The 22427-nt window shown below is 57.4% G+C and carries 22 protein-coding genes and 2 pseudogenes; 13 read left to right on the top strand and 11 right to left on the bottom strand.

Annotated elements, in window-relative coordinates:
• Positions 1–704: 704 nt before the first annotated feature.
• Complete coding sequence (locus ENTHG_RS09330) at positions 705–1427, top strand: ABC transporter ATP-binding protein (protein ID WP_044178314.1); 723 nt, start codon at positions 705–707, stop codon at positions 1425–1427.
• Here the strand turns inward: ENTHG_RS09330 and bioD are convergent.
• From bioD to bioB, 4 genes are read right to left on the bottom strand one after another with little or no spacing between them, the layout of a single operon-like run.
• A complete protein-coding gene (bioD, locus tag ENTHG_RS09335) occupies positions 1369–2091 on the bottom strand; it encodes a dethiobiotin synthase (RefSeq protein WP_044178318.1) in 723 nt (240 codons plus the stop codon). The two genes, ENTHG_RS09330 and bioD, sit on opposite strands and share 59 nt — an antisense overlap.
• The gene (bioC, locus tag ENTHG_RS09340; protein ID WP_044178322.1) at positions 2084–2839 is read right to left on the bottom strand and encodes a malonyl-ACP O-methyltransferase BioC; all 756 of its coding nucleotides are present in this window, start codon (positions 2837–2839) and stop codon (positions 2084–2086) included. The genes bioD and bioC overlap by 8 nt, the downstream gene beginning before the upstream one ends.
• Positions 2823–3980, bottom strand: a complete 1158-nt coding sequence (gene bioF / locus ENTHG_RS09345) for an 8-amino-7-oxononanoate synthase (protein WP_044178325.1) — start codon at positions 3978–3980, stop codon at positions 2823–2825. Before bioF ends, bioC begins: the two co-directional genes overlap by 17 nt.
• Positions 3977–5017, bottom strand: coding sequence for a biotin synthase BioB (bioB, locus tag ENTHG_RS09350; protein ID WP_044178328.1), 1041 nt, complete (start codon positions 5015–5017; stop codon positions 3977–3979). The genes bioF and bioB overlap by 4 nt, the downstream gene beginning before the upstream one ends.
• Positions 5018–5093: 76 nt before the next feature.
• Here bioB and bioA point away from each other — a divergent pair, with 76 nt between their 5' ends.
• The 4 genes from bioA to ENTHG_RS09370 all read left to right on the top strand — a co-directional run bounded on the left by bioA (position 5094) and on the right by ENTHG_RS09370 (position 9015).
• A complete protein-coding gene (gene bioA, locus ENTHG_RS09355; RefSeq protein WP_044178331.1) occupies positions 5094–6383 on the top strand; it encodes an adenosylmethionine--8-amino-7-oxononanoate transaminase in 1290 nt (429 codons plus the stop codon).
• A gap of 67 nt (positions 6384–6450) precedes the next feature.
• On the top strand, positions 6451–7131 hold the full coding sequence (locus tag ENTHG_RS09360) for a type 1 glutamine amidotransferase domain-containing protein (RefSeq protein ID WP_044178334.1): 681 nt from the start codon (positions 6451–6453) through the stop codon (positions 7129–7131).
• An 11-nt stretch (positions 7132–7142) separates the two neighbouring features.
• Positions 7143–7619, top strand: a complete 477-nt coding sequence (locus ENTHG_RS09365) for a kinase inhibitor (RefSeq protein WP_044178336.1) — start codon at positions 7143–7145, stop codon at positions 7617–7619.
• A gap of 112 nt (positions 7620–7731) precedes the next feature.
• Positions 7732–9015, top strand: coding sequence for a putative acyl-CoA thioester hydrolase (locus ENTHG_RS09370; protein ID WP_044178339.1), 1284 nt, complete (start codon positions 7732–7734; stop codon positions 9013–9015).
• Between the two features lie 41 nt (positions 9016–9056).
• On the opposite strand, the gene pgl is transcribed toward ENTHG_RS09370, so the two are convergent.
• A complete protein-coding gene (gene pgl, locus ENTHG_RS09375) occupies positions 9057–10052 on the bottom strand; it encodes a 6-phosphogluconolactonase (protein WP_044178343.1) in 996 nt (331 codons plus the stop codon).
• Between the two features lie 149 nt (positions 10053–10201).
• Here pgl and ENTHG_RS09380 point away from each other — a divergent pair.
• Positions 10202–10402: pseudogene (locus ENTHG_RS09380) on the top strand (HAD hydrolase family protein); the annotation flags it as partial.
• A gap of 128 nt (positions 10403–10530) precedes the next feature.
• Entirely contained in the window at positions 10531–11367 is an 837-nt protein-coding gene (locus ENTHG_RS09385; RefSeq protein ID WP_044178348.1) for a pyridoxal phosphatase, read from the top strand.
• Positions 11368–11424: 57 nt separating this feature from the next.
• On the opposite strand, the gene ENTHG_RS09390 is transcribed toward ENTHG_RS09385, so the two are convergent.
• The 6 genes from ENTHG_RS09390 to ENTHG_RS09415 form a co-directional block, all read right to left on the bottom strand.
• Entirely contained in the window at positions 11425–11751 is a 327-nt protein-coding gene (locus ENTHG_RS09390; RefSeq protein ID WP_044178351.1) for a DUF1493 family protein, read from the bottom strand.
• Positions 11745–12209, bottom strand: a complete 465-nt coding sequence (locus ENTHG_RS09395; protein WP_044178354.1) for an STM2901 family protein — start codon at positions 12207–12209, stop codon at positions 11745–11747. Before ENTHG_RS09395 ends, ENTHG_RS09390 begins: the two co-directional genes overlap by 7 nt.
• 375 nt (positions 12210–12584) lie before the next feature.
• Positions 12585–13643 carry a molybdenum ABC transporter ATP-binding protein ModC gene (gene modC / locus ENTHG_RS09400; protein WP_044178356.1) on the bottom strand — a complete coding sequence of 353 codons (1059 nt, stop codon included), beginning with the start codon at positions 13641–13643 and terminating at the stop codon, positions 12585–12587.
• A gap of 3 nt (positions 13644–13646) precedes the next feature.
• The gene (gene modB / locus ENTHG_RS09405; protein ID WP_044178359.1) at positions 13647–14336 is read right to left on the bottom strand and encodes a molybdate ABC transporter permease subunit; all 690 of its coding nucleotides are present in this window, start codon (positions 14334–14336) and stop codon (positions 13647–13649) included.
• Entirely contained in the window at positions 14336–15109 is a 774-nt protein-coding gene (gene modA, locus ENTHG_RS09410; protein WP_044178362.1) for a molybdate ABC transporter substrate-binding protein, read from the bottom strand. The genes modB and modA overlap by 1 nt, the downstream gene beginning before the upstream one ends.
• A 167-nt stretch (positions 15110–15276) precedes the next feature.
• Positions 15277–15429: an AcrZ family multidrug efflux pump-associated protein gene (locus ENTHG_RS09415; protein WP_044178365.1), complete on the bottom strand. Its 153-nt coding sequence runs from the start codon at positions 15427–15429 to the stop codon at positions 15277–15279.
• A 130-nt stretch (positions 15430–15559) separates the two neighbouring features.
• On the opposite strand from ENTHG_RS09415, the gene modE reads away from it, so the two are divergent.
• The 6 genes and pseudogenes from modE (at position 15560) to galM (ending at position 22353) form a co-directional block, all read left to right on the top strand.
• Positions 15560–16348: a molybdenum-dependent transcriptional regulator gene (gene modE, locus ENTHG_RS09420; RefSeq protein ID WP_044178368.1), complete on the top strand. Its 789-nt coding sequence runs from the start codon at positions 15560–15562 to the stop codon at positions 16346–16348.
• Positions 16349–16414: 66 nt separating this feature from the next.
• Positions 16415–17876 (top strand): annotated as a pseudogene (gene modF / locus ENTHG_RS09425) (molybdate ABC transporter ATP-binding protein ModF).
• 218 nt (positions 17877–18094) lie between these two features.
• Positions 18095–19111, top strand: coding sequence for a UDP-glucose 4-epimerase GalE (gene galE, locus ENTHG_RS09430; protein WP_044178372.1), 1017 nt, complete (start codon positions 18095–18097; stop codon positions 19109–19111).
• Between the two features lie 10 nt (positions 19112–19121).
• Positions 19122–20168: a galactose-1-phosphate uridylyltransferase gene (gene galT / locus ENTHG_RS09435; RefSeq protein ID WP_044178375.1), complete on the top strand. Its 1047-nt coding sequence runs from the start codon at positions 19122–19124 to the stop codon at positions 20166–20168.
• A gap of 2 nt (positions 20169–20170) precedes the next feature.
• Complete coding sequence (gene galK, locus ENTHG_RS09440; RefSeq protein ID WP_044178378.1) at positions 20171–21319, top strand: galactokinase; 1149 nt, start codon at positions 20171–20173, stop codon at positions 21317–21319.
• Positions 21313–22353 (top strand): galactose-1-epimerase, encoded by a 1041-nt coding sequence (gene galM, locus ENTHG_RS09445; protein WP_044178381.1) that lies wholly within the window; start codon positions 21313–21315, stop codon positions 22351–22353. Before galK ends, galM begins: the two co-directional genes overlap by 7 nt.
• Positions 22354–22427: the final 74 nt, after the last annotated feature.

Here is a 22427-nt window from a genome sequence, read left to right on the forward strand (position 1 = left end):
CTGATGAAGGGGGCGGACAGGTAAGTAATTTTACTCACCACAGCGGGATTTGCCAATAAATTATACTGGATGAAAAAACAGTGTTATAAAAGAAACGAAGCGCTGGCAGCGAGCCAGACAGAACAAAACACCAGCGGGACGGGTTATCCCCAAAAAAATTCATTTTTTAACAGTTGTCAAGTTGTGTAATGAAAGTTTTGTGGCAGCGGGTGACACTTTTCTTACAACCATTGCTTTTATTCAACTAATTGATCTGTAAAAACATTCAGGAAAAGACGGCTTTCGCGCCAATTCGGGCGCAGGCCGCGTATTTACTCGCTTGTCGCCGTTTTTCTAACTCTAATACACAAGGTTATCCACAGGAATAGTGGATAAGTGCTTCCAGGCCCGACGCCTCGCCAGTCGCCGCAAACCCGACGGCGAGCGCAGCGGCAGGATTAAAAAATTTTTATCGCTATTTTTTGCAGGAAAAGTGCTATCAAAACCGACTTTTTCTGCGGGTTATTTCTGAGATTTTCCACGTTAGCTGCACCATAACCCGCCAGCGCGGCACCGGCAGAGTGCAGAGGATTTCACCCCGCTCCGGTAAAAAGGCGTTTTATATCACTTTTTGTTCAGCGCCTTCCGAAAAAAACGCCTGACCCGCCTTCTGGCAAGCCTTTTGCACTTCTCTGGTTTCACCTAATGTGAAACAGGAGCGGAGCATGTTGAGTTTACGTGCAGTGAACCAGTATTACGGCGACCAGCATACTTTGTGGAATGTCGACCTCGATCTCACGCCGGGCGTCTGTAACTCCGTTATCGGCATGCCCGGTATGGGCAAAACAACCCTGATCAACTGTATCGCAGGCTATCTACCGGTAGAGAGCGGCAGCATGGTGTGGCAGGAGGCGGGTTCCCCGCCGCGCGATCTGCTTGGCCTGCAGGCGGAACATCGCAGCGCAATGGGGATTGGCTATGTACCGCAGGACAGGCGCATCTTTTCGCAGCTGACGGTAGAAGAGAATTTGCAGATAGCGATGCTGGCGGGAAGCGCTCCGCGCAGCGCGCTGAGCGCCGATATCTACGCGCTGTTTCCGGAGCTTTACTCCCTGCGCCAGATGAAAGGCGCAGCGCTGTCAGAAGATAACCAGCATCAGCTGGCCGTGGCGCGGGCGCTGGTCAACAGCCCGCGTCTGCTCATTCTGGATGAGCCTACCCGTGGGCTGGGGCAGGCGTTTATCCATAAGCTGGGCAACTTAATCGTCCGGCTGAATCACGACTTCGGCATGACGATTCTCCTGGCGGAGCAGCAGCTGTCGTTTATTCGCCGGGTCGCCGATCGTTTTTGTCTGCTCCACCGGGGACGAACCGTCGCCCAGGGCGAGGTCAGACAGCTGGATGAGCAGATGCTGTCGCACTGGCTGCCGCCGGAGTCAGCAGGTTAAGGTTCAGATACTGCCCGCACGCTTTATCCTGCGGCGCATGCCCAAGCCAGGGGATCTCCCCAAGGCAAGGGGCTGGCAACATGCGCCGTAGCGTGGCGAGATACTCCGCGTGCCGCTGGCCCGGCGGCTGCACATCGTTGGCAACCCAGCCTGCCAGCGGTAGCCCCGCCTGGCGGACCGCCTGCGCGGTGAGCATCGCGTGATTAATGCAGCCGAGCTTCACCCCCACGACCAGAATAACCGGTAGCCGCTCCGCCTGCACCCAGTCGGCGAAGGTCAGCGTTTTTGAAAGCGGCGTAAACCAGCCCCCTGCCCCTTCTACCAGCACCCAGTCAGCGCGGGCTTCTATCGCACGCAGGCCCGCAGAAAGGGACGAGGCCAGGATCGGCCGTTTTTCCGCCGCGCTGATAATATGCGGCGACGTCGGCTCGGCGAAGGTATAGGGGTTAACGGCGGCGTAATCCAGCGCCACGCTGCTGTTACGCTGTAGCGCCAGCGCATCGCTGTTGCGTAAGCCCTCCGTCGTCATGTCGCTGCCGGAGGCGACGGGCTTATAACCGGCCGTCCGGTAGCCCTGCATCGTTGCCGCCTGCAACAGCGCGCAACTGGCAACGGTTTTGCCCACTTCGGTATCGGTGCCGGTAACAAAATAGCGTTCAGTCACGGGTGAGTACTCCCAGAAAAAGATGGTACGTCAGGGGAAATTGCCCCTGCTGCTGCGGCCAGGCCAGCTGGAGCTGCCTGAGCTGAGTGCGGGTCAGTACGCGCTGCTCGCGCCCTTCATGCAGATGGGTCGCGCCGATGCCTTTCAGCGAACGCATCGCGCTCAGCGCATCGGGGAACCACAGCGTGATCGTCTGCATCTGGTACCGCCCGCGCCATGTGTCGGCGGCTTCCCGGATGCGGGCTTCGGCTAAGAAGCGGTTGGCATGCGGCCGCGCGTCAACCGCCCGCCACGCCAGGCGCAGCTCCGGCAGCGACCCTTGTGCCAGGGTGGTAAAGGCCACCACCCCGCCGGGGCGCACTACCCGGTAGAGTTCGCTTAATGCCCGCTGCAGGTCGCCGCACCACTGTACGGCGAGGTTGCTCCAGGCCAGATCGACGCGCGCGTCCGCCAGCGGCAAGGATTCAATATCCCCGGCAATGTACTGATGCGCCGCGTTCTGACTGCGCGCCACATCCAGCATCTGCGGTGAGAGATCCAGCGCCGTCACCGCGCTGCCCCGCTCGCGCCAGTAACGGCTCATCCGCCCCGGCCCGCTGCCTGCGTCCAGAACGCGAGGGAAAGCCCGCTCCGGCAACAGGGCCAGCAGCGCGTCGGCGCTCTGCCGCTGCAGTCCGGCATGCTGCTCGTAATGGGTCGCCGCGCGGCCAAACGCGGCCGCGATGGCCTGTTTATTGACCTGCGCCATGCAGCACCTCCAGCAACTGGTCGATATCCTGCGGTTCATGGGCGGCGGTAAGGGTCAGCCGCAGGCGGGCGGTGCCGGCGGGCACGGTTGGCGGGCGGATGGCCGTCGCCCAGCACTGCTGGCGGCGTAACGCATCGGCAAGCTGTAGCGCGCGGCCATTCTCCCCGACAATCAGCGGTTGAATGGCGCTTTGCGAATCCGCAAGGGTAAACTCGCGGGTACTGACCGCCGAGCGAAAACGCTGAATCAACGCCGTCAGCTTTTCCCGGCGCGCCCTTCCCTCTTCCCCGCGAATTAACGCCAGAGCGGCGCTTAGCGCCTGGGCCTGCGCAGGCGGCATACTGGTGCTGTAGATGAGGTGGCGGGCGAATTGCAGCAGGTACGCCGCCACGCTTTCACTACAGAGCACCGCCGCCCCGCTGACGCCAAAGCCTTTGCCAAAGGTCACCACCAGCAGATCCGGCCGCACCTGCTGTTGCCAGCAGCTGCCGCGCCCCGCCTCCCCGACCACGCCAATACCGTGGGCATCGTCCACCAGCAGCCAGCCGTTTTGCGCCCGCGCCGCCCGGTCTGTTTCCCGTAGCGGCGCGCTGTCGCCATCCATACTGAACACCCCCTCGGTCACCACCAGCTGCTGCCCCGGACAGGGGGCCGCAAGCAGTCGCGCCAGGTGCTGCGTGTCGTTATGGCTGAAGCGGCGAAGCGGCGCCGGGCTGAGGCTGGCGGCTTCCAGCAGCGAGGCGTGGCTAAGCCTGTCGGCAATAATCCTGTCCTCTTTGGCCATCAGCGCGGCAATCAGCGCCTGGTTGGCGGCAAAACCGGAGATGAACAGCAGCGCGCGCGGGTAGCCCAGCCAGTCCGCCAGTTCTTCTTCAAACGCCTGATGGGCAGTGGTGTAGCCGCTGACGTGGCCGGAGCCGCCGGAGCCGACGCCAAAGCGTTCAGCCCCCTGCTGCCAGGCGCGGATTACCTGCGGGTGCTGGCTCAGCCCCAGATAGTCATTGCTGGAAAAATTCAGGTATTTGCAACCGTCGGCAATAAGCCAGCGCCCGGCCCCCTGCGACACCGCGTGACGACGGCGCAGGGTGTCAGTGGAACGACGCTCGCTTAGCGCCGCGTCGATTTTTTGCTGCCAGCTCATACCGCTGCCGCGTTGTAATACGTATCGGTGTCCGGGGTCATCAGCGCCTGCTCCAGCCGCGCGCGCTGTTCGTTATCCCCCGCCAGCACGGCGGTTTGCTGCGGGTTCAGCCCCAGCTTATGGAACAGCTGCAAATCTTTATCCTCTTCCGGGTTCGGCGTGGTCAGCAGCTTGCAGCCGTAGAAGATGGAGTTGGCCCCGGCCATAAAGCACATCGCCTGCGTCTGCTCGTTCATCTGCTCGCGCCCGGCGGAGAGGCGCACGTAAGACTGCGGCATCATGATGCGCGCCACCGCAATGGTGCGGATAAAATCAAAGGCGTCCACATCGTCATTATCCGCCAGCGGCGTCCCTTTCACCTTCACCAGCATGTTGATGGGGACGCTCTCCGGCGGCGTCGGCAGGTTAGCCAGCTGTAGCAGCAGACCGGCCCGGTCTTTTACCGTTTCACCCAGCCCGACAATACCGCCGGAACAGACCTTGATCCCGGCATCGCGTACTTTGTCCAGCGTGTCGAGTCGCTCCTGGTAAGAGCGGGTGGTGATGATATTGCCGTAGAACTCCGGCGAGGTGTCGAGGTTATGGTTGTAGTAATCCAGCCCGGCGCTGGCAAGGCGCTGCGCCTGCGATTCATCGAGGGTGCCGAGGGTCATACAGGCCTCCAGCCCCATCGCCTTGACGCCCTGCACCATCTGTTCAAGATAGGGCATGTCGCGCTCGTGCGGGTTTTTCCACGCCGCCCCCATGCAGAAGCGGGTGGAACCGGCATTTTTGGCCTTACGCGCCGAATCCAGCACCTGCTCCACTTCCATCAGGCGCTCCGCCTCCAGCCCGGTTTTATAACGCGAGCTTTGCGGGCAGTATTTGCAGTCCTCCGGGCAGGCACCGGTTTTAATCGACAGCAGCGTGCTGACCTGCACCTGACGGGGATCGAAGTGCTGGCGGTGCACCTGCTGAGCTTCAAACAGCAGATCCAAAAGCGGTTTTTCAAATAATTCGGTGACTTGCGACAGTGTCCAGCGAGAATGAGTCGTCATAATTTTCTACGTTTTGTTGTGGGAATCGTGTAGTCTTGTAAACCTAAATGTTTTTAATTTGGTTTACAAGTCGATTATGACCCCGGACGATCTCGCATTTGACCAGCGCCATATCTGGCACCCTTACACCTCCATGACCTCTCCCCTGCCGGTCTATCCAGTAGCGCGCGCCGAAGGCTGCGAACTGTTCCTGGCCAGCGGCGAACGGCTGGTGGATGGCATGTCCTCCTGGTGGGCGGCGATCCACGGCTACAACCACCCGCAGCTGAATGCGGCGATGAAAAGCCAGATTGACGCCATGTCGCACGTGATGTTTGGCGGCATTACTCACGCGCCCGCCGTCAGCCTGTGCCGCAAGCTGGTGGCGATGACCCCCGCGCCGCTGGAGTGCGTGTTCCTTGCCGATTCCGGCTCGGTGGCGGTGGAAGTGGCGATGAAAATGGCGTTGCAGTACTGGCAGGCGAAAGGCGAGCCGCGCCAGCGCTTCCTGACCTTTCGTCACGGCTACCACGGCGACACTTTCGGCGCGATGTCAGTCTGCGACCCGGACAACTCCATGCACAGCCTGTGGCAGGGCTACCTGCCGGAAAACCTCTTTGCCCCCGCGCCGCAAAGCCGGATGGACGGTGAATGGGATGAGCGCGACATGGTGGCCTTCGCCCGCCTGATGGCTGCCCACCGCCATGAGATTGCGGCGGTGATCGTGGAGCCCATTGTCCAGGGGGCCGGCGGGATGCGGATGTATCACCCCGAGTGGCTCCGTCGCATCCGCAAAATGTGCGACCGCGAGGGCATCCTGCTGATTGCTGATGAAATTGCCACCGGTTTTGGCCGCACCGGCAGGCTGTTTGCCTGCGAACACGCCGGTATCGCGCCGGACATTTTGTGCCTCGGTAAAGCGTTAACCGGCGGCACCATGACCCTGTCCGCCACCCTCACCACTCGTCAGGTGGCCGACACCATCAGCCACGGTGAGGCGGGCTGTTTTATGCATGGCCCCACATTTATGGGCAACCCGCTGGCCTGCGCGGTCGCCTCCGCCAGTTTGTCGCTGCTGGAATCCGGTGAGTGGCAGCAGCAGGTCGCCGGGATTGAAGCCCAGCTACGCGCTGAGCTCTCCCCCGTGCGGGCGTGCGAAAACGTCGCCGATGTGCGGGTACTCGGCGCAATCGGCGTGGTGGAAACTACCCGGCCGGTAAATATGGCGGCGCTGCAACAATTCTTCGTTGCGCAAGGGGTATGGATCCGTCCGTTTGGCAAGCTTATCTACCTGATGCCGCCCTATATTATTCAGCCGGATCAGCTGCGCCGTCTCACCCAGGCCGTTAAGGATGCCGTGCGCAATGAGGCGATGTTTATCGCCTGATCCGCCGCCATTTATGCAGGGATGCACTACACTCTGGAGTTAACTTATCCCGGAATCAGGAGGAAAAATGGCGATATTAATGGTACTGACTTCCCATGACGCTCTGGGCGACACCGGGCAGAAAACCGGCTTCTGGCTTGAGGAATTCGCCGCGCCCTGGTATGTCTTTCGTGATGCGGGTATTGACGTCACGCTGGCCTCGCCCGCAGGCGGACAGCCGCCGTTAGATCCGAAAAGCGACGCCCCGGATGCGCAAACCCAGGATACCGAGCGGTTTCGCCAGGATAAAGAGGCGCAGCAGGCGCTGGCTAACACCCGTAAACTGAGCGATATCGTCGCCAGCGACTATGAAGCGGTCTTTTATCCCGGCGGCCACGGCCCGCTGTGGGATCTGGCCGAGCACCCTGTCTCCATCGCCCTGATCGAAAAATTCTGGGCCGAAGGCAAACCGGTTGCCACCGTCTGCCATGCGCCCGGCGTGTTACGCCACACCCATAAGCCCGACGGTAGCCCGCTGGTGGAGGGGAAACGGGTCACCGGCTTTACCAACAGCGAAGAAGAAGGCGTCGGCCTGACCAACGTCGTGCCGTTTCTGGTAGAAGAGGCGCTGAAAGAGGCAGGCGGCCTGTATGAACGCGGCGAAGACTGGGGCGAATATGTCGTGACCGATGGTCATCTGGTTACCGGCCAGAACCCGGCCTCTTCTGCCGCCACCGCGCAGGAGCTGCTGAAGTTACTGCATCGTTGACAGGAGGGAGCATGAAGCTGGTCAGCCACGATCTACGCGACGGCCATAAGCTGCCGCACCGGCATGTTTTTAACGGTATGGGCTACGACGGCGATAACATTTCGCCGCACCTTGCCTGGGATGAGGTGCCCGGCGGCACCAAAAGTTTTGTCGTCACCTGTTACGATCCCGACGCCCCCACCGGCTCCGGCTGGTGGCACTGGGTGGTAGCAAATCTGCCTGCCGATACCCGCGTGCTGCAACAGGGAGCGGGCTCCGGGCAGAGCGCGCTGCCAGACGGCGCAATTCAGACCCGTACCGACTTCGGCAAAGCGGGCTACGGCGGCGCGGCCCCGCCGAAGGGGGAAACGCACCGCTATATTTTCACCGTCCATGCGCTGGATGTCGCATCACTGGAGATAGATGAAGAAGCGAGCGGCGCGATGGTAGGTTTCAACGTCCATTTTCACTCCCTTGGTAGCGCCTCTATTACCGCCCTTTTCAGCTAAAAACGCGACATTTGAAGCCGATTTGCACAATCGGCTTCCCGTTTCGCTCAACTTAGTATAAAAAAGCAGGCTTCTGGGACATTTCACTAAACTTGCACAGCTGGAGCACCACTTGAACACATCCACGGTATCTCGTCTGACGCTGGCACTGGCTTTTGGCGCGACACTGAGCGCCTGTAGCTCAACGCCGCCGGATCAACAGCCTTCTCAACAAACCGCGCCGGGCACCTCTGCACGCCCTGTCCTCACCGCGGGCGAAGCGAAAAACTTCGTGGTCGATAACTATTTCTCCTCCCTGACGCCTGGCGCGCAGGCGTGGAAACCGTATGCGATTCGCATTCCGGCACAGGCGAACTTTGTGGTCGGCCCGGCGGGAACCCCCGGCGTGACCCATACCACTATTCAGGCAGCGGTGGATGCCGCCATCAATAAGCACTCCAGCGAACGCCAGTATATTGCGGTGATGCCGGGTGAATATGAAGGCACCGTGTTTGTCCCTGCCGCTTCGGGCAGCGTGACCATTTACGGTACCGGCGAAAAAGCGCTGGATGTCAAAATCAGCCTTGCTGTTGATTCCGAAATGGACAGTGCAAGCTGGCGCAGGCTGGTTAATCCGTCGGGCAAATATATGCCGGGCAAACCGGCCTGGTATATGTTCGATAACTGCCAGAGCAAACGTAACGCCGCCGTCGGCGTGATGTGCTCCGCCGTATTCTGGTCGCAAAATAATGGCCTGCAGCTGCAGAACCTGACCATTCAGAACGCGCTGGGCGATAGCGTGGACGCGGGCAATCACCAGGCCGTGGCGTTTCGCAGCGATGGCGATAAAGTTCAGCTGAACAATGTGAACATTCTTGGCCGCCAGAACACCTTCTTCGTGACCAACAGCGGCGTGGATAATACGCTGCGCACCGATCGCCAGACCCGTACTCTGGTGACCAACAGCTATGTAGAAGGTGATGTGGATATGGTGGCGGGCCGCGGCGCGGTGGTGTTTGATAACACCCAGTTCCAGGTGGTCAACTCACGGACTCAGCAGGAAGCGTATGTCTTCGCCCCCGCGACCCTCTCAAGCGTTAACTTTGGCTTCCTCGCTATCAACAGCCGCTTTAACGCCGCCGGCGACGGCGTAGCGCAGCTGGGCCGCTCGCTGGATGTTGACGGCAACACCAATGGCCAGGTCGTTATCCGCGACAGCGTGATTAACGAAGGCTTTAATCTGGCGAAACCGTGGGGCGACGCCGCCGTATCCGGCCGCGCTTTTGCGGGCAACACCGGGGCAACGGACGATAAAGGCAACGTCCAGCGCGAACTGAACGACGCGCGCTTTAACCGTATGTGGGAGTTCAACAACCGCGGCGTCGGCAGCCAGGTTGTGGCAGAGCCGAAGAAGTAAGTCAATAAAAAACCTCGCCGCGGCGAGGTTTTTTTTGCCCGTTACCAGGCGTTAACCACGACCCACATCGGCCCCTGCCCTACCGCATAGCGGCCTTTTTCCGTCAGCAGCCCCTGCGCGCCGCTGATTTCATACAGCGCGATATGGTGCGACTTCTGGCCTGCGGCAATAAGGAATTTGCCGCTGTGATCGATATTGAAACCGCGCGGCTGCGTTTCGGTAGGCTGGTGCCCTTCTACCGCCAGAATACTGCCGTCTTCTGAGACGCTGAAAATGGTGATCAGGCTGGCGGTACGGTCGCAGGCATAAAGATGGCGACCATCCGGGGTAATATGAATATCCGCCGCCCAACGGGTATCGGCAAAATCGGCAGGCATCATATCCAGCGTCTGCACGCATTCGATATTGCCGTGGGCATTGCTTAACTGCCACACATCTACCGAACTGTTGAGTTCATTGACGCAGTATGCAAAACGCTTGTTCGGATGGAAAGCGATATGGCGCGGCCCTGCCCCTTCCACGGTATTCACTTCCGCAGGCTCCTGCGGCTGCAGATTGCCATCATCGCTCAGGGTAAACAGGCAGATGCGGTCCTGTTTCAGCGCCGGTACCCACAGGGTGCGGTTATCCGGGGAGATATTGGCGGAGTGGCAGCCCTCCAGCCCCTCAACCACATCCAGGGTAGTGGTGGGAATACCGTCCTCAAGACTGGTCACGCTCACGCAGCCTGCGTTATAGGAACCGCTGAACAGGAAACGACCGCTGTGGTCGGTAGAGATATGAGTCGGGCTGCCGGGAAGCGAAGCCTCTGCGGTCATGGTCAGCGCCCCGTCGTCCGGCGCGATTCGGTAAGCAATAACGCGGAATTCCGGGCGTACGCCCACGTAGAGGTAACGCTTGTCGGGGCTGATAACCATCGGCTGGACCTGGCCGGGAACATCAACAACCTGAACGAGCGTCAGGGTCCCTTCTGAGTTCAGACGCCAGACATGGATCTGCTGACTCTCCGGACTGGCGGTATAAACGGTTTGTTTCATGAATACTCCTCTCCTCAATACGGCGTTAAGTTACCAGGATAGCCCTTTTTCGTGGTGAATGCAGAATTTCACCCGCAAATTTTGCCCATAGCGCGGCAGGGTGTACCATCGTAAGAAACTGAATTTCATCATTGACCACGGAAAAAGACATGACTTCGCGCGTAATCGCCCTCGATTTAGACGGCACTCTGCTCACCCCCAAAAAAACGCGCCTTCCAGCCACCGTCGAAGCGCTCTCACGGGCGAAGGCCGCCGGACATCAGCCGATCATTGTCACCGGCCGGCATCACGTCGCTATCCACCCTTTTTATCAGGCGCTGGCCCTGGAAACGCCTGCAATTTATTGTAATAGCAACCGTTAGTAGAGGCTGACTCTCCCAGTACTGTATCAAGAACTGCGTCGGCCTGGTGATTGTTTTGAAGTATGAGTTTAGCGATGTACTATTGACATAACATCAAACCTTTTACAGTGAAGAACATGGACTATAAAATTATTGCCCTTGATTTGGACGGGACGCTTTTAACGCCCGAAAAAAAGATTCTTTCTGAATCACTAACTGCCCTACAAAATGCCCGGAAATCTGGTGCAAAAGTGGTAATCGTGACCGGACGCCATTATGTTGCAATCCATCCTTTTTACCAGGCTTTGGGACTGAATACGCCCGCAATATGCTGTAATGGTGCTTTATTGTACGATTACAATACCAACAGCGTGATTGCGGCAGACCCTTTAAAAGCAGATCAAGCTTCACTATTAGTTGATTTACTCAATAGTTACAATGTTCACAGCCTGATGTATGCTGATGATGGTATGTTCTATCAGGAGCCAACAGGGCATATTATCCGTACAGAACTATGGGCTAAGTCCCTTCCAGAATCACAACGCCCCATATTCAGAAAAGTGTCCTCTCTTCGTGAAGCATCGCAAAATGTCAATGCTATTTGGAAATTCGCGCTTACCGATGCTGACACTGAGAAACTACAGAATTTTGGACAGATTGTAGAACGTGAATTAGGGCTTGCTTGTGAGTGGTCCTGGCACGACCAGGTAGATATAGCCCAGGCCGGAAACAGTAAGGGTAAACGCCTGACGCAATGGGTTGAATCACAGGGTTTGTCTATGAGCCAGGTTATAGCGTTTGGTGATAACTATAACGATCTAAGTATGTTGACGAATGCTGGCCTGGGCGTTGCAATGGGTAACGCTGTGGATGAAGTCAAAGCAATAGCTGATTTAATTATTGGTGACAATACAGAAGCTGGAATAGCGGATGTCGTTAACAATCACTTTGTTAACATTACGCAAAACGTGTGATTCTAATTTATTATATTATGCGATGCGTACAATAATAATTTAAGAGCATCCATAATATTAATCGTATAACCACCTGCCCGCTTTAGCTGACTCAATTAACATGCCTATCGTAAAGTCAGGCACCAATACAGGCTCTGTTTTCTTGAAAATGTTCCATGAAATCGGTGTCTCAGGATAATATTTTTTTATATTAAAATTGCCTTTATCTACCTTAAACTCACTGAAATATTGTTCCATGAGTTCCTCCGCTTCAAGGTCATCTATAGACAGGTCAGTATCTAAATCTGTTTCTGGGGTTAACGGGACAGGTTTAGCAGAAAACACATATACTCCTGCATATGGGCGAACGATTTCGTATACCCGCTTCTCTATATTCTCTACCATAGTTTATCGTTTCCTCTGGCAATAGCATTGTACTCACTGATAGTTCGGTAAACAATTTGAGAAACATCATTTGCAAGTATTAACACACCGATTAGCGGTATGGTTCGTCCAACAAATGGAGCAATATTGCGCACCATTTGTTTTCTTACAGTCCATGGAGTATAACCCCCTAACCATGTTGGCAGCTTCATGCCGAATGGAAATTTCGCTTTTTTAAACACTGCCCTGGATGCCTTTGACGCATAGGATGTGCCCAAAATAGTCCCACCGGGTTTAGTGCGCGTAGTCAGAACATTTCGCCCTGAAACTATTCCTATAACTGCACCAAAATCTGCAACTCCTAACCCAAATTGTTCTATAGTCTTCTCGCAAAAGACCATGAAAAACATTTCAGCAGCAGTTAAATTTGATTTACCCGCATAGAAGTACGTTCCATTCAACTCCTCAACCGTATCCATAATTAATCTCTAAGTATGATTACCATTGCTACTATCATAGAGCGGTGTTAATGGTTAGAAAACCGACCAGTGTTGGGATTTATCCTAAAAACCATGTAGTGTTAATAAACATGCTGTAAATGATGAATCTATCAAGTCGTGGTCAGATAATTAACGCAGCCGCTAAAACCCACCTTAATCAGGTCATGTTATTAATCCATGTTCAGAAATGACTAACAAAAAATATTTTTAATATTTGCGTTGTGAGGTCGTCATAAACGTCATTCAGAGTTTATGTTTAAATACTTTCGCGTCTTGCAATTTAATGCCTTACAGGCAAGCCCCTGCTGCAATCAGGTAGATATCGCCCGCTTTATTGCAAGCGAGCTGCTGTAATCAGGCGGTTATTGAAACGCTTTTGATCTGCGCGTACAGCCAGAGACCCGCTTTAATGCCAAGCTCATCGCGGGCCCAGGGGCTGATACGCGCCCACAGCGTGCGGCCCGCCACCTCCAGCTGGACTTCCACCTGGCCTTCGACATCAAAACAGTGGGCCACCCTCGCCCGCAGCACATTGCGAATGCTGGTGCCGACCGGCGGCTGCAGCACCAGCGACACATCTGTCGCCTGAATCCGTACCCGCACGGCGCTTTGCGCCGGACGGTCCAGCCTGCTCACCCAGAGGTGCTGGTCGCCCAACGCCAGCGCCGTCATTGCGTAATGGGGGTGATGTTCAAGTACGCTCACTTTCAGCACGCTGCTCTGCTGCTCCTGCGGCAGCCACGGGTGCATAATCCGGCTTCCCCAGATATCCTCCAGATTGCCAAAGGCTTTTACCTCGCCGGATTCCAGCACCAGCACCTTATCGGCGAGGTGCAAAATTTCATCCAGCGAATGGCTGACGTAGAGCATCGGGATATTAATCTCCCGCGTGAGCCGCTGCAGATAAGGCAGCAGTTCACGTTTGCGAGGGATATCCAGCGAGGCCAGCGGCTCGTCCAGCAGCAAAAGCTCGGGTGCAGTCAGCAGCGCGCGGCCAATAGCGACGCGCTGTTTTTCGCCGCCGGAAAGCCCCCCCGGCAGGCGGTCGAGCAGCGGCTCAATACCCAGCAGCGCCACCAGCTTATCGAACTGGGCGTGCATCGATTTCGCCATGCCGTAACGTAAGTTACCCCGTACCTTATAGTGCGGGAAAAGGCGCGCATCCTGAAACACATAGCCGACCCGACGCTTTTCTGGCGGCAGGCAGATGCGCTTTTGCGCATCAAACAGCACGCGGTCATTAAGCACAATGCGCCCCTGCTCCGGGCGGGTTAAACCGCTGATCGCGTTAATCAGCGACGTCTTCCCTGCCCCGGAAACGCCAAACACGGCGGTAATACCGCTGGCAGGAAGGTTTTCAGCAACCTGTAAACGGTGAGCACCCAGCGTCTGGGTAAAATTGAGCGCCAGCATGGCTTATCCCCCCGTCCGTTGACGGCTGATCCGCGCCAGCCATTCAGAAACAAGCAGCGATATCAGCGCCAGGACGATCGAAATCACGCACAGCCGCGCCGCCGCCCCTTCGCCGCCCGGGGTCTGAATCAGCGTGTACATGGCCGAAGGAATGGTTCGCGTCTCACCGGGAATATTCGACACAAAGGTAATGGTCGCGCCGAACTCACCGAGCGAGCGGGCAAACGCCAGCACCGTACCGACAATAATGCCCGGCAGCGTCAGCGGCAGCGTGATGGTAAAAAAGACGCGCCAGCGCCCGGCCCCCAGGGTACGCGCCGCCTGTTCAAGGCGCATGTCGACCCCCTCCAGCGCCAGGCGGATCGCCCGCACCATCAGCGGGAAAGACATCACCGCCGCCGCCAGCACCGCCCCGCGCCAGCTAAAGGCAAACGTAATACCAAACCACTCATAGAGCCGCTCGCCGATAAAACCGCGCCGCCCCATGGCGATTAACAACAGATATCCCACGACAACCGGCGGCAGCACCAGCGGAAGATGCAACAGACTGTCGAGTAACGCTTTGCCCGGAAAGGAGCAGCGCACCAGCAGCCAGGCGAAGAAGATCCCAAAGGGCAAACTGAATACCACGGCAAGAGAAGAGACTTTCAGGCTCAGCAGTACGGCCTGCCATTCAGGATCGGTGAGTATCATTAGCGTGTCGTAAATCCGTAACGTTTAAAAATAGCGGAGGCTTCCGGCCCTTTCAGGTAATCATAAAATGCGCTTACCGTCGCGTTTTTATGCCCATCAACGATGGCAACCGGGTATTCCACTTTTTTATGGGAGGATTCCGGGAAGGTGCCCACCACTTTGACGCCCTGACTGGCGACCGCGTCGGAGCCGTAAACCACCCCCAGCGGCGCTTCACTGCGTTCCACCAGCGCCAGCGCGCCGCGCACGTCCTCCGCCGGGGCCAGATTCGGCGAAAGCGTTTCCCATGCGCCCAGCTTTTGTAGCGCCTCTTTGGCATAAATCCCGGCAGGAACATGATCCGGGTCGCCTACCGCCAGTCGTCCGCCTTTGAGCAGGCTTTTCCAGTCGGTGCTGGCATTAATCGTCACGTTGCCCTGGACGCTGCTTTTCGGCGCGACCACAACCAGGCTGTTGCCAAGCAGCGTCTCGCGGGATGCGCTATCAATGCTTTTTTTCTCCGCCGCGTAGTCCATCCATTTTTGATCGGCGGAAATAAACAGATCCGCAGGCGCACCGGCTTCTATCTGCCGCGCAAGCGTAGACGAAGAGGCAAACGAGGAGACTACTTCCACGTTTTTCTCTTTTTTATACGCCGTTGCAATATCCTGCATGGCGTTAGTCAGCGACGCCGCAGCGAACACCGTAATCTTCCCGCTGTCCGCCAGCGCGTGCCCTGTAAGCGAGAGCGACAGCGCCGTTCCCATGCAAAGTCGTACCCATGTAGCTGCCATCTTCAACTCCTGTGAGAACCGTTATATAAAAAAACATAACGATGATAACAGAGTTTACCCGCGGTGAGGCTATACCCCGCAAGAATTATAAAGAGGAAAAAGGATGTAGACGGAAAGAAGAGAAGCCTGAACAGCAAAACGCCCGCAAAAGCGGGCGTTTTAAGAAATCAGCGACGTTGCGCAGGGCGTTCCCGACGGCTGCCGGAGCCAGAGAAGATGTTGAACACTTCACCCAGGCCATAAATCAACCCCAGGATGATCGCCATCACCACGGGGACCATGATTACGGCAAACACCAGACTTTTTAATAGCTCTAACATGGTCGACTCCATAAATTGTGGACGGGCTATTTTACACAGGAATCGGGTAAAGTCCTGTTCCTTTTGTGCGACGCCGTTTGCGCCGCCGGGGAATTACGTCACAATAGCCTTTTACGTCAGGACACGCGCTATGCAGGCTGAAATTCTTCTTACCCTCAAACTCCAGCAGCGGCTTTTTGCCGATCCGCGTCGTATCGCCCTCCTTAAACAAATAGAACAGACTGGCTCAATAAGCCAGGGGGCGAAAAACGCGGGCATCAGCTATAAAAGCGCGTGGGATGCCATTAACGAAATGAACCAGCTTAGCGCGCAGACGCTGGTAGAGCGCGCCACCGGCGGTAAAGGCGGCGGCGGCGCGAAGGTGACCCGTTACGGGCAGCGCCTGATTCAACTTTACGATCTGCTCGGGCAGATCCAGCAAAAAGCCTTTGACGTGCTGAGCGATGATGACGCTATGCCGCTGGACAGCCTGCTGGCGGCTATCTCCCGCTTCTCCCTGCAGACCAGCGCCCGCAACCAGTGGTTTGGTACGGTAACCGGGCTGGATTCGCAAACGGTACAGCGGCATGTAGAAGTGCTGCTGGCCGACGGCGCCACCACGCTTAAAGCGGCTATCACGGAGCAGAGCGTTCAGCGACTGGCGCTCACCGCGGGCAAAGAGGTGCTGGTTCTGCTGAAAGCGCCATGGGTGGCCATCGCCGCCGGCAAACAGACCATCAGCGGCGCGGATAACCATCTCTACGGGCGCGTCAGCCATATTGAACAGGGCGAACAGCAGTGCGAGGTGTTGGTAACGCTGGCGGATGGCCAGTCGCTTTGCGCCACCGTTCCGCGCGAGATGGCGCAAGATCTAAAAGAAGATGAGGAAGTCACCGCATATTTTAATGCCGATAAAGTGATTCTCGCCACGTTATGCTAAGCGCATTGACAAGCCGCCTCCGGACACGTATCCCTGTGCTAATTGCTGCAAAAAATGGGATACATCATGTCATCATTGCAAATTTCGCAAGGCACGTTTCGCCTTAGCGATACCCGAACGCTGACCATTGAACGTCTGGCCCTTCACGCAGGTCAGAGCTGGGCCTTTGTCGGCGCTAACGGCAGCGGCAAGTCCGCACTGGCGAAAGCGCTGGCGGGCGAACTCACGCTGCTGAAAGGCGAACGGCAGTGCACCTTTACCCGCGTTGCCCGGCTCTCCTTTGAACAGCTACAAAAACTGGTGAGCGAAGAGTGGGAGCGGAACAATACCGATTTGCTAAGCCCTGGCGAAGAGGATACCGGGCGCACCACCGCCGACATCATCCAGATGGAGGTCAACGCCCCGGAGCGCTGCGCCCAGCTAGCGGAACGCTTTGGCATTACGCCGCTGCTGAACCGACGCTTTAAATATCTTTCCACCGGCGAGACGCGTAAAACCCTGCTGTGCCAGGCGCTGATGGCCCGGCCGGATCTGTTAATTCTTGACGAGCCTTTTGACGGCCTGGATGTGCAGTCCCGTGAGAATCTTGCGCACCTGCTCGCGGAGCTGAACCAGGAGGGGTACACCCTGGTACTGGTGCTCAACCGGTTCGATGAAATCCCCGATTTTGTGCAGCACGCTGGCGTGCTGGCGGACTGCGCCCTGACCGAAACCGGCGAAAAGTCCGCCCTGCTGCGCCAGGCGCTGGTCGCGCAGCTGGCGCACAGTGAAAATCTGGCGGGTATGTCGCTGCCGGAGCCGGATGCGCCCCCGCCCGGGAGCAGCTTACCCCGGCGCGCCGCTTATCGTGCTTAACGATGGCGTGGTCTCCTATAACGACCGGGCCATAATCAACCATCTGACCTGGACCGTCGGTCCCGGCGAGCACTGGCAAATCAGCGGGCCTAACGGCGCGGGCAAATCCACGCTGCTCAGCCTGGTGACCGGCGATCATCCTCAGGGCTACAGCAACGATTTAACGCTGTTTGGCCGCCGTCGCGGCAGCGGCGAAACCATCTGGGATATTAAAAAGCATATTGGCTATGTCAGCAGCAGCCTGCACCTTGATTATCGGGTCAGTACCACCGTGCGCAACGTGGTGCTCTCTGGCTACTTTGACTCAATTGGCATTTATCAGGCGGTTTCTGACAGGCAGCGCAAACTGGCGCAGCAGTGGCTGAATATCGCCGGTTTTAGCGCCAGCGCCGCCGACGCCCCGTTTCACAACCTCTCCTGGGGGCAGCAGCGGCTGGCGCTGATTGTCCGCGCGCTGGTCAAACACCCGACGCTGCTCATTCTTGATGAGCCGCTGCAGGGTCTCGACCCGCTGAACCGACAGCTGATTCGCCGCTTCGTTGACGTGCTGATTGGCGAAGGGGAGACGCAATTGCTGTTTGTTTCACATCATGCTTCTGACGCGCCCGCCTGTATTACCCATCACCTGCAGTTTGTGCCTGACGGCGATAGCTGGCAGTATCAGTTCGCTTAACACCGACAGCGGGCGCGCCGGCCCGCTGTTTTTTCTGATATTTTCAGACTTTATGCCTCCCTGCCGAACCATTTAACTGGCTTATAATCACCTCTCATTGATGGCGATTGTGTTCCAACGTTCAGTGTAAACGATTCCACTATTTTATCGCATATCACACTTTTGCCATCTCTGTTATGCTAAGGTTAATTCATTACTTACGCTTGATGGAGTGATATATGAGAGTTCTGGTTACAGGTGGTAGCGGTTACATTGGAAGCCACACTTGCGTACAACTGCTGCAAAATGGCCATGACGTCATTATTCTCGATAACCTGTGTAACAGTAAGCGCAGCGTTGTCCCGATTCTCGAACGTCTCGGCGGTAAAAGCGCGCTGTTTGTCGAAGGCGACATCCGCGACGAAGCTCTGCTGGCAGAGATCCTGCACGACCACGCCATTGAGGCGGTTATCCATTTCGCCGGGCTGAAAGCGGTGGGTGAGTCGGTAGCGAAACCGCTGGAATACTATGACAACAACGTCAACGGCACGCTGCGCCTGATAAACGCAATGCGCGCGGCAAACGTCAAAAACTTTATTTTCAGCTCCTCCGCCACGGTCTATGGCGACCAGCCCAAAATCCCTTATGTGGAAAGCTTTCCCACCGGTACGCCGCAAAGCCCCTACGGTAAAAGCAAACTGATGGTCGAGCAGATCCTCACCGACCTGCAAAAAGCGCAGCCTGACTGGAGCATTGCGCTGCTGCGCTATTTCAACCCGGTCGGCGCGCATCCGTCAGGGGATATGGGCGAAGATCCCCAGGGCATTCCCAACAACCTGATGCCCTATATCGCTCAGGTGGCGGTAGGACGGCGCGAATCGCTGGCGGTATTTGGCAACGACTACCCTACCCCCGACGGCACCGGCGTGCGCGACTATATCCACGTGATGGACCTGGCGGACGGCCACGTTGCGGCCATGGAAAAACTGGCTGGCAAAGCAGGCGTGCACATTTATAACCTCGGGGCTGGTGTCGGCAGCAGCGTGCTGGATGTGGTTAACGCCTTTAGCAAAGCCTGCGGCAAACCGATTAATTATCACTTTGCGCCGCGCCGCGAGGGCGATCTGCCTGCCTACTGGGCCGACGCCAGCAAAGCAGATAAAGAGCTGAACTGGCACGTCACCCGCACGCTCGACGAAATGGCACAAGATACCTGGCGCTGGCAGTCCCGCCACCCTCAGGGCTACGCAGAATAAAGGAAGGGTCATGACACAGTTTAACCCGGTCGATCATCCGCATCGCCGTTACAATCCCCTGACCGGACAATGGATTCTGGTTTCACCCCATCGGGCGAAACGCCCGTGGCAGGGGGCGCAGGAGACGCCTGCTAAGCAGACGCTCCCGGCCCATGACCCGGACTGCTTCCTGTGCCCCGGTAATACTCGCGTCACCGGCGATAAAAACCCGGACTACGCCAGCACCTATGTCTTCACCAACGATTTCGCCGCCCTGATGACCGACACGCCGGACGCGCCGGAAAGCGACGATCCGCTAATGCGCAGCCAGAGCGCGCGCGGCACCAGCCGTGTTATCTGTTTTTCGCCGGACCACAGCAAAACGCTGCCGGAACTGAGCGTCGGCGCTCTTGAAGAGGTGGTGAAAACCTGGCAGACGCAAACCGCCGAGCTGGGTCAGCAGTATCCCTGGGTGCAGGTGTTTGAAAATAAAGGGGCGGCGATGGGCTGCTCTAACCCGCATCCGCACGGTCAAATCTGGGCTAACAGCTTCCTGCCGAATGAAGCAGAGCGGGAGGACCGCCTGCAGCGGGACTATTTCAATCAGTATGGCTCGCCGATGCTGGTGGACTATACCCGCCGCGAGCTGCGCGACGGCAGCCGTACGGTTGTCGAGACGGAACACTGGCTGGCGGTGGTGCCCTACTGGGCGGCCTGGCCGTTCGAAACGCTGTTACTGCCGAAGGCGCATATTCTGCGCATGACGGATCTGAGCGCCGAACAGCGCAGCGATCTGGCGCTGGCGCTGAAAAAACTGACCAGCCGCTATGACAATCTGTTCCAGTGCTCCTTCCCCTATTCGATGGGCTGGCACGGCGCCCCCTTCAACGATAACGATAACGCTCACTGGCAGCTTCACGCCCACTTCTACCCACCGCTGCTGCGCTCCGCCACGGTGCGTAAATTTATGGTGGGTTATGAAATGCTTGCCGAGACACAGCGCGACCTGACGGCGGAACAAGCCGCCGAGCGTCTGCGCGCGGTCAGTGATATTCATTTTCGCGAATCCGGAGTTTAACTATGAGTCTGAAAGAGAACACCCAAGCCCTGTTTGCTGAAAAATTCGGCTACCCTGCCACCCACACCATTCAGGCTCCGGGCCGCGTCAACCTGATCGGCGAGCACACCGATTATAACGATGGCTTTGTGCTGCCCTGCGCTATCGATTATCAGACCGTCATTAGCTGTGCGGCGCGCAATGACCGCACCGTGCGGGTTATCGCCGCGGATTACGATAACCAGCAGGATGAGTTTTCGCTGGATGCGCCGATTGTGGCGCATGACTCGCAACAGTGGTCAAACTATGTGCGCGGCGTGGTGAAACATCTGCAAAGCCGTGACAACAGCTTTGGCGGCGCGGATCTGGTGATCAGTGGCAATGTGCCGCAGGGTGCCGGTCTGAGTTCGTCAGCCTCGCTGGAGGTTGCAGTGGGGACCGTTTTCCAGCAGCTTTATCATCTGCCGCTGGACGGTACGCAAATCGCCCTCAACGGCCAGGAGGCGGAAAACCAGTTTGTCGGCTGTAACTGCGGCATTATGGACCAGCTGATCTCCGCCCTGGGCAAGAAAGGCAGCGCCCTGCTGATCGACTGCCGTTCGCTGGGCAGCAAAGCGGTATCGATGCCGGAAGGGGTATCCATCGTCATCATTAACAGCAACTTCAAGCGCACGCTGGTGGGGAGCGAATACAACACCCGCCGCCAGCAGTGCGAAACCGGCGCCCGCTTCTTCCAGCAAAAAGCGCTGCGCGATGTGGATATCAACCAGTTCAACGCCGTGGCCAGCGAACTGGACCCGGTGGTGGCAAAACGCGTGCGCCACGTGCTGAGCGAAAACGCCCGTACCGTTGAGGCGGCAAGCGCGCTGGAAAAAGGTGACCTTAAGCGCATGGGCGAACTGATGGCGGAGTCTCATGCCTCTATGCGCGACGATTTCGAAATTACCGTGCCGCAAATCGACACGCTGGTAGAGATTGTCAAAGAGGCCATTGGCGATAAAGGCGGCGTTCGGATGACCGGCGGCGGCTTTGGCGGTTGCGTGGTCGCCCTGGTGCCGGAAGCGCTGGTGCCCGCGGTCAAACAGGCCGTAGAGAGCCAGTACGAAGCCAGAACCGGCATTAAAGAAACCTTCTATGTATGTAAACCTTCACAGGGAGCAGGACAGTGCTAAATGAAACTACCGGAGCGGCACCGGACGGGTTGCCGTTTCGTCTGATTACGCTGCGCAACGACGCGGGAATGGTGGTCACCCTGATGGACTGGGGCGCAACGCTCCTCTCCGCGCGCGTGCCGCTGAACGATGGCTCGGTGCGCGAGGCGCTATTAGGCTGCGCGACGCCAGAACACTACATTGAGCAGACCGCCTACCTGGGCGCGTCCATTGGTCGCTACGCTAACCGCATTGCGAAAAGCCAGTTTACCCTCAACGGGCAGACCTGGACACTGACGCCGAGCCAGGGTGAAAACCAGCTGCACGGCGGCAAAGAGGGTTTTGACAAGCGCCGCTGGCGCATCGAGCGGCAGAATGACAGCGAAGCGCTGCTGTCGCTCACCTCGCAGGATGGCGACCAGGGGTTCCCCGGCAATCTGAACGCCAGCGTACTTTACCGTTTAGGTGAGGATAACCGTCTGGCCATTGAGTATCGCGCCACCACCGACAAGCCCTGCCCGGTCAACCTGACCAATCACGCCTATTTCAACCTCGACGGCGAGCAGAGCGATGTGCGCAACCATACGCTGCAGCTGCTGGCGGACGACTATCTGCCGGTAGACGCGATGGGTATTCCCACGGGCGGCCTTAAAAGCGTGGCGCAGACCAGCTTTGATTTCCGTCAGCCGAAAACGGTCGCGGCAGATTTCCTCAGCGAAGAAGATCAGCGGGTGGTAAACGGCTACGACCATGCCTTCCTGCTGCAGGCGCAGGGCGACATCAGCAAACCGGCGGCGCAGGTCTGGTCGGCGGATAAAAAATTGCAGATGGCGGTCTACACAACCGCGCCGGCGGTGCAGTTTTACTCGGGAAATTTCCTTGAGGGTACGCCCGCGCGGGGTAACGCGACCTATGGCGCATGGCAGGGGCTGGCGCTGGAGAGCGAACTGCTGCCCGACAGCCCTAACCGCCCCGATTTCCCGCAGCCTGACTGTGTGCTGCAGCCGGGTGACGAGTACGTTAGCCTGACGGAATATCACTTTATTCCGGCCTGATGCCAAAACCCTCCAGCCGGAGGGTTTTTTATTCATATCGTCCAAACATCCGCCAGTCATCGACAAAATCATAA

The organism is Phytobacter massiliensis JC163 (assembly GCF_000321045.1).
Classification (GTDB): domain Bacteria; phylum Pseudomonadota; class Gammaproteobacteria; order Enterobacterales; family Enterobacteriaceae; genus Phytobacter_A; species Phytobacter_A massiliensis.

What these genes read in the sequence shown, in the direction of transcription:
- ENTHG_RS09330 (WP_044178314.1), top strand. Translation starts at nt 705, where the DNA reads ATGTTGAGTTTACGTGCAGTGAACCAGTATTACGGCGACCAGCATACT.
- bioC (WP_044178322.1), bottom strand. Translation starts at nt 2,839, where the DNA reads ATGGCGCAGGTCAATAAACAGGCCATCGCGGCCGCGTTTGGCCGCGCG.
- bioF (WP_044178325.1), bottom strand. Translation starts at nt 3,980, where the DNA reads ATGAGCTGGCAGCAAAAAATCGACGCGGCGCTAAGCGAGCGTCGTTCC.
- bioB (WP_044178328.1), bottom strand. Translation starts at nt 5,017, where the DNA reads ATGACGACTCATTCTCGCTGGACACTGTCGCAAGTCACCGAATTATTT.
- bioA (WP_044178331.1), top strand. Translation starts at nt 5,094, where the DNA reads ATGACCCCGGACGATCTCGCATTTGACCAGCGCCATATCTGGCACCCT.
- ENTHG_RS09360 (WP_044178334.1), top strand. Translation starts at nt 6,451, where the DNA reads ATGGCGATATTAATGGTACTGACTTCCCATGACGCTCTGGGCGACACC.
- ENTHG_RS09365 (WP_044178336.1), top strand. Translation starts at nt 7,143, where the DNA reads ATGAAGCTGGTCAGCCACGATCTACGCGACGGCCATAAGCTGCCGCAC.
- pgl (WP_044178343.1), bottom strand. Translation starts at nt 10,052, where the DNA reads ATGAAACAAACCGTTTATACCGCCAGTCCGGAGAGTCAGCAGATCCAT.
- ENTHG_RS09385 (WP_044178348.1), top strand. Translation starts at nt 10,531, where the DNA reads ATGGACTATAAAATTATTGCCCTTGATTTGGACGGGACGCTTTTAACG.
- ENTHG_RS09390 (WP_044178351.1), bottom strand. Translation starts at nt 11,751, where the DNA reads ATGGTAGAGAATATAGAGAAGCGGGTATACGAAATCGTTCGCCCATAT.
- ENTHG_RS09395 (WP_044178354.1), bottom strand. Translation starts at nt 12,209, where the DNA reads ATGGATACGGTTGAGGAGTTGAATGGAACGTACTTCTATGCGGGTAAA.
- modC (WP_044178356.1), bottom strand. Translation starts at nt 13,643, where the DNA reads ATGCTGGCGCTCAATTTTACCCAGACGCTGGGTGCTCACCGTTTACAG.
- modB (WP_044178359.1), bottom strand. Translation starts at nt 14,336, where the DNA reads ATGATACTCACCGATCCTGAATGGCAGGCCGTACTGCTGAGCCTGAAA.
- modA (WP_044178362.1), bottom strand. Translation starts at nt 15,109, where the DNA reads ATGGCAGCTACATGGGTACGACTTTGCATGGGAACGGCGCTGTCGCTC.
- ENTHG_RS09415 (WP_044178365.1), bottom strand. Translation starts at nt 15,429, where the DNA reads ATGTTAGAGCTATTAAAAAGTCTGGTGTTTGCCGTAATCATGGTCCCC.
- modE (WP_044178368.1), top strand. Translation starts at nt 15,560, where the DNA reads ATGCAGGCTGAAATTCTTCTTACCCTCAAACTCCAGCAGCGGCTTTTT.
- galE (WP_044178372.1), top strand. Translation starts at nt 18,095, where the DNA reads ATGAGAGTTCTGGTTACAGGTGGTAGCGGTTACATTGGAAGCCACACT.
- galT (WP_044178375.1), top strand. Translation starts at nt 19,122, where the DNA reads ATGACACAGTTTAACCCGGTCGATCATCCGCATCGCCGTTACAATCCC.
- galK (WP_044178378.1), top strand. Translation starts at nt 20,171, where the DNA reads ATGAGTCTGAAAGAGAACACCCAAGCCCTGTTTGCTGAAAAATTCGGC.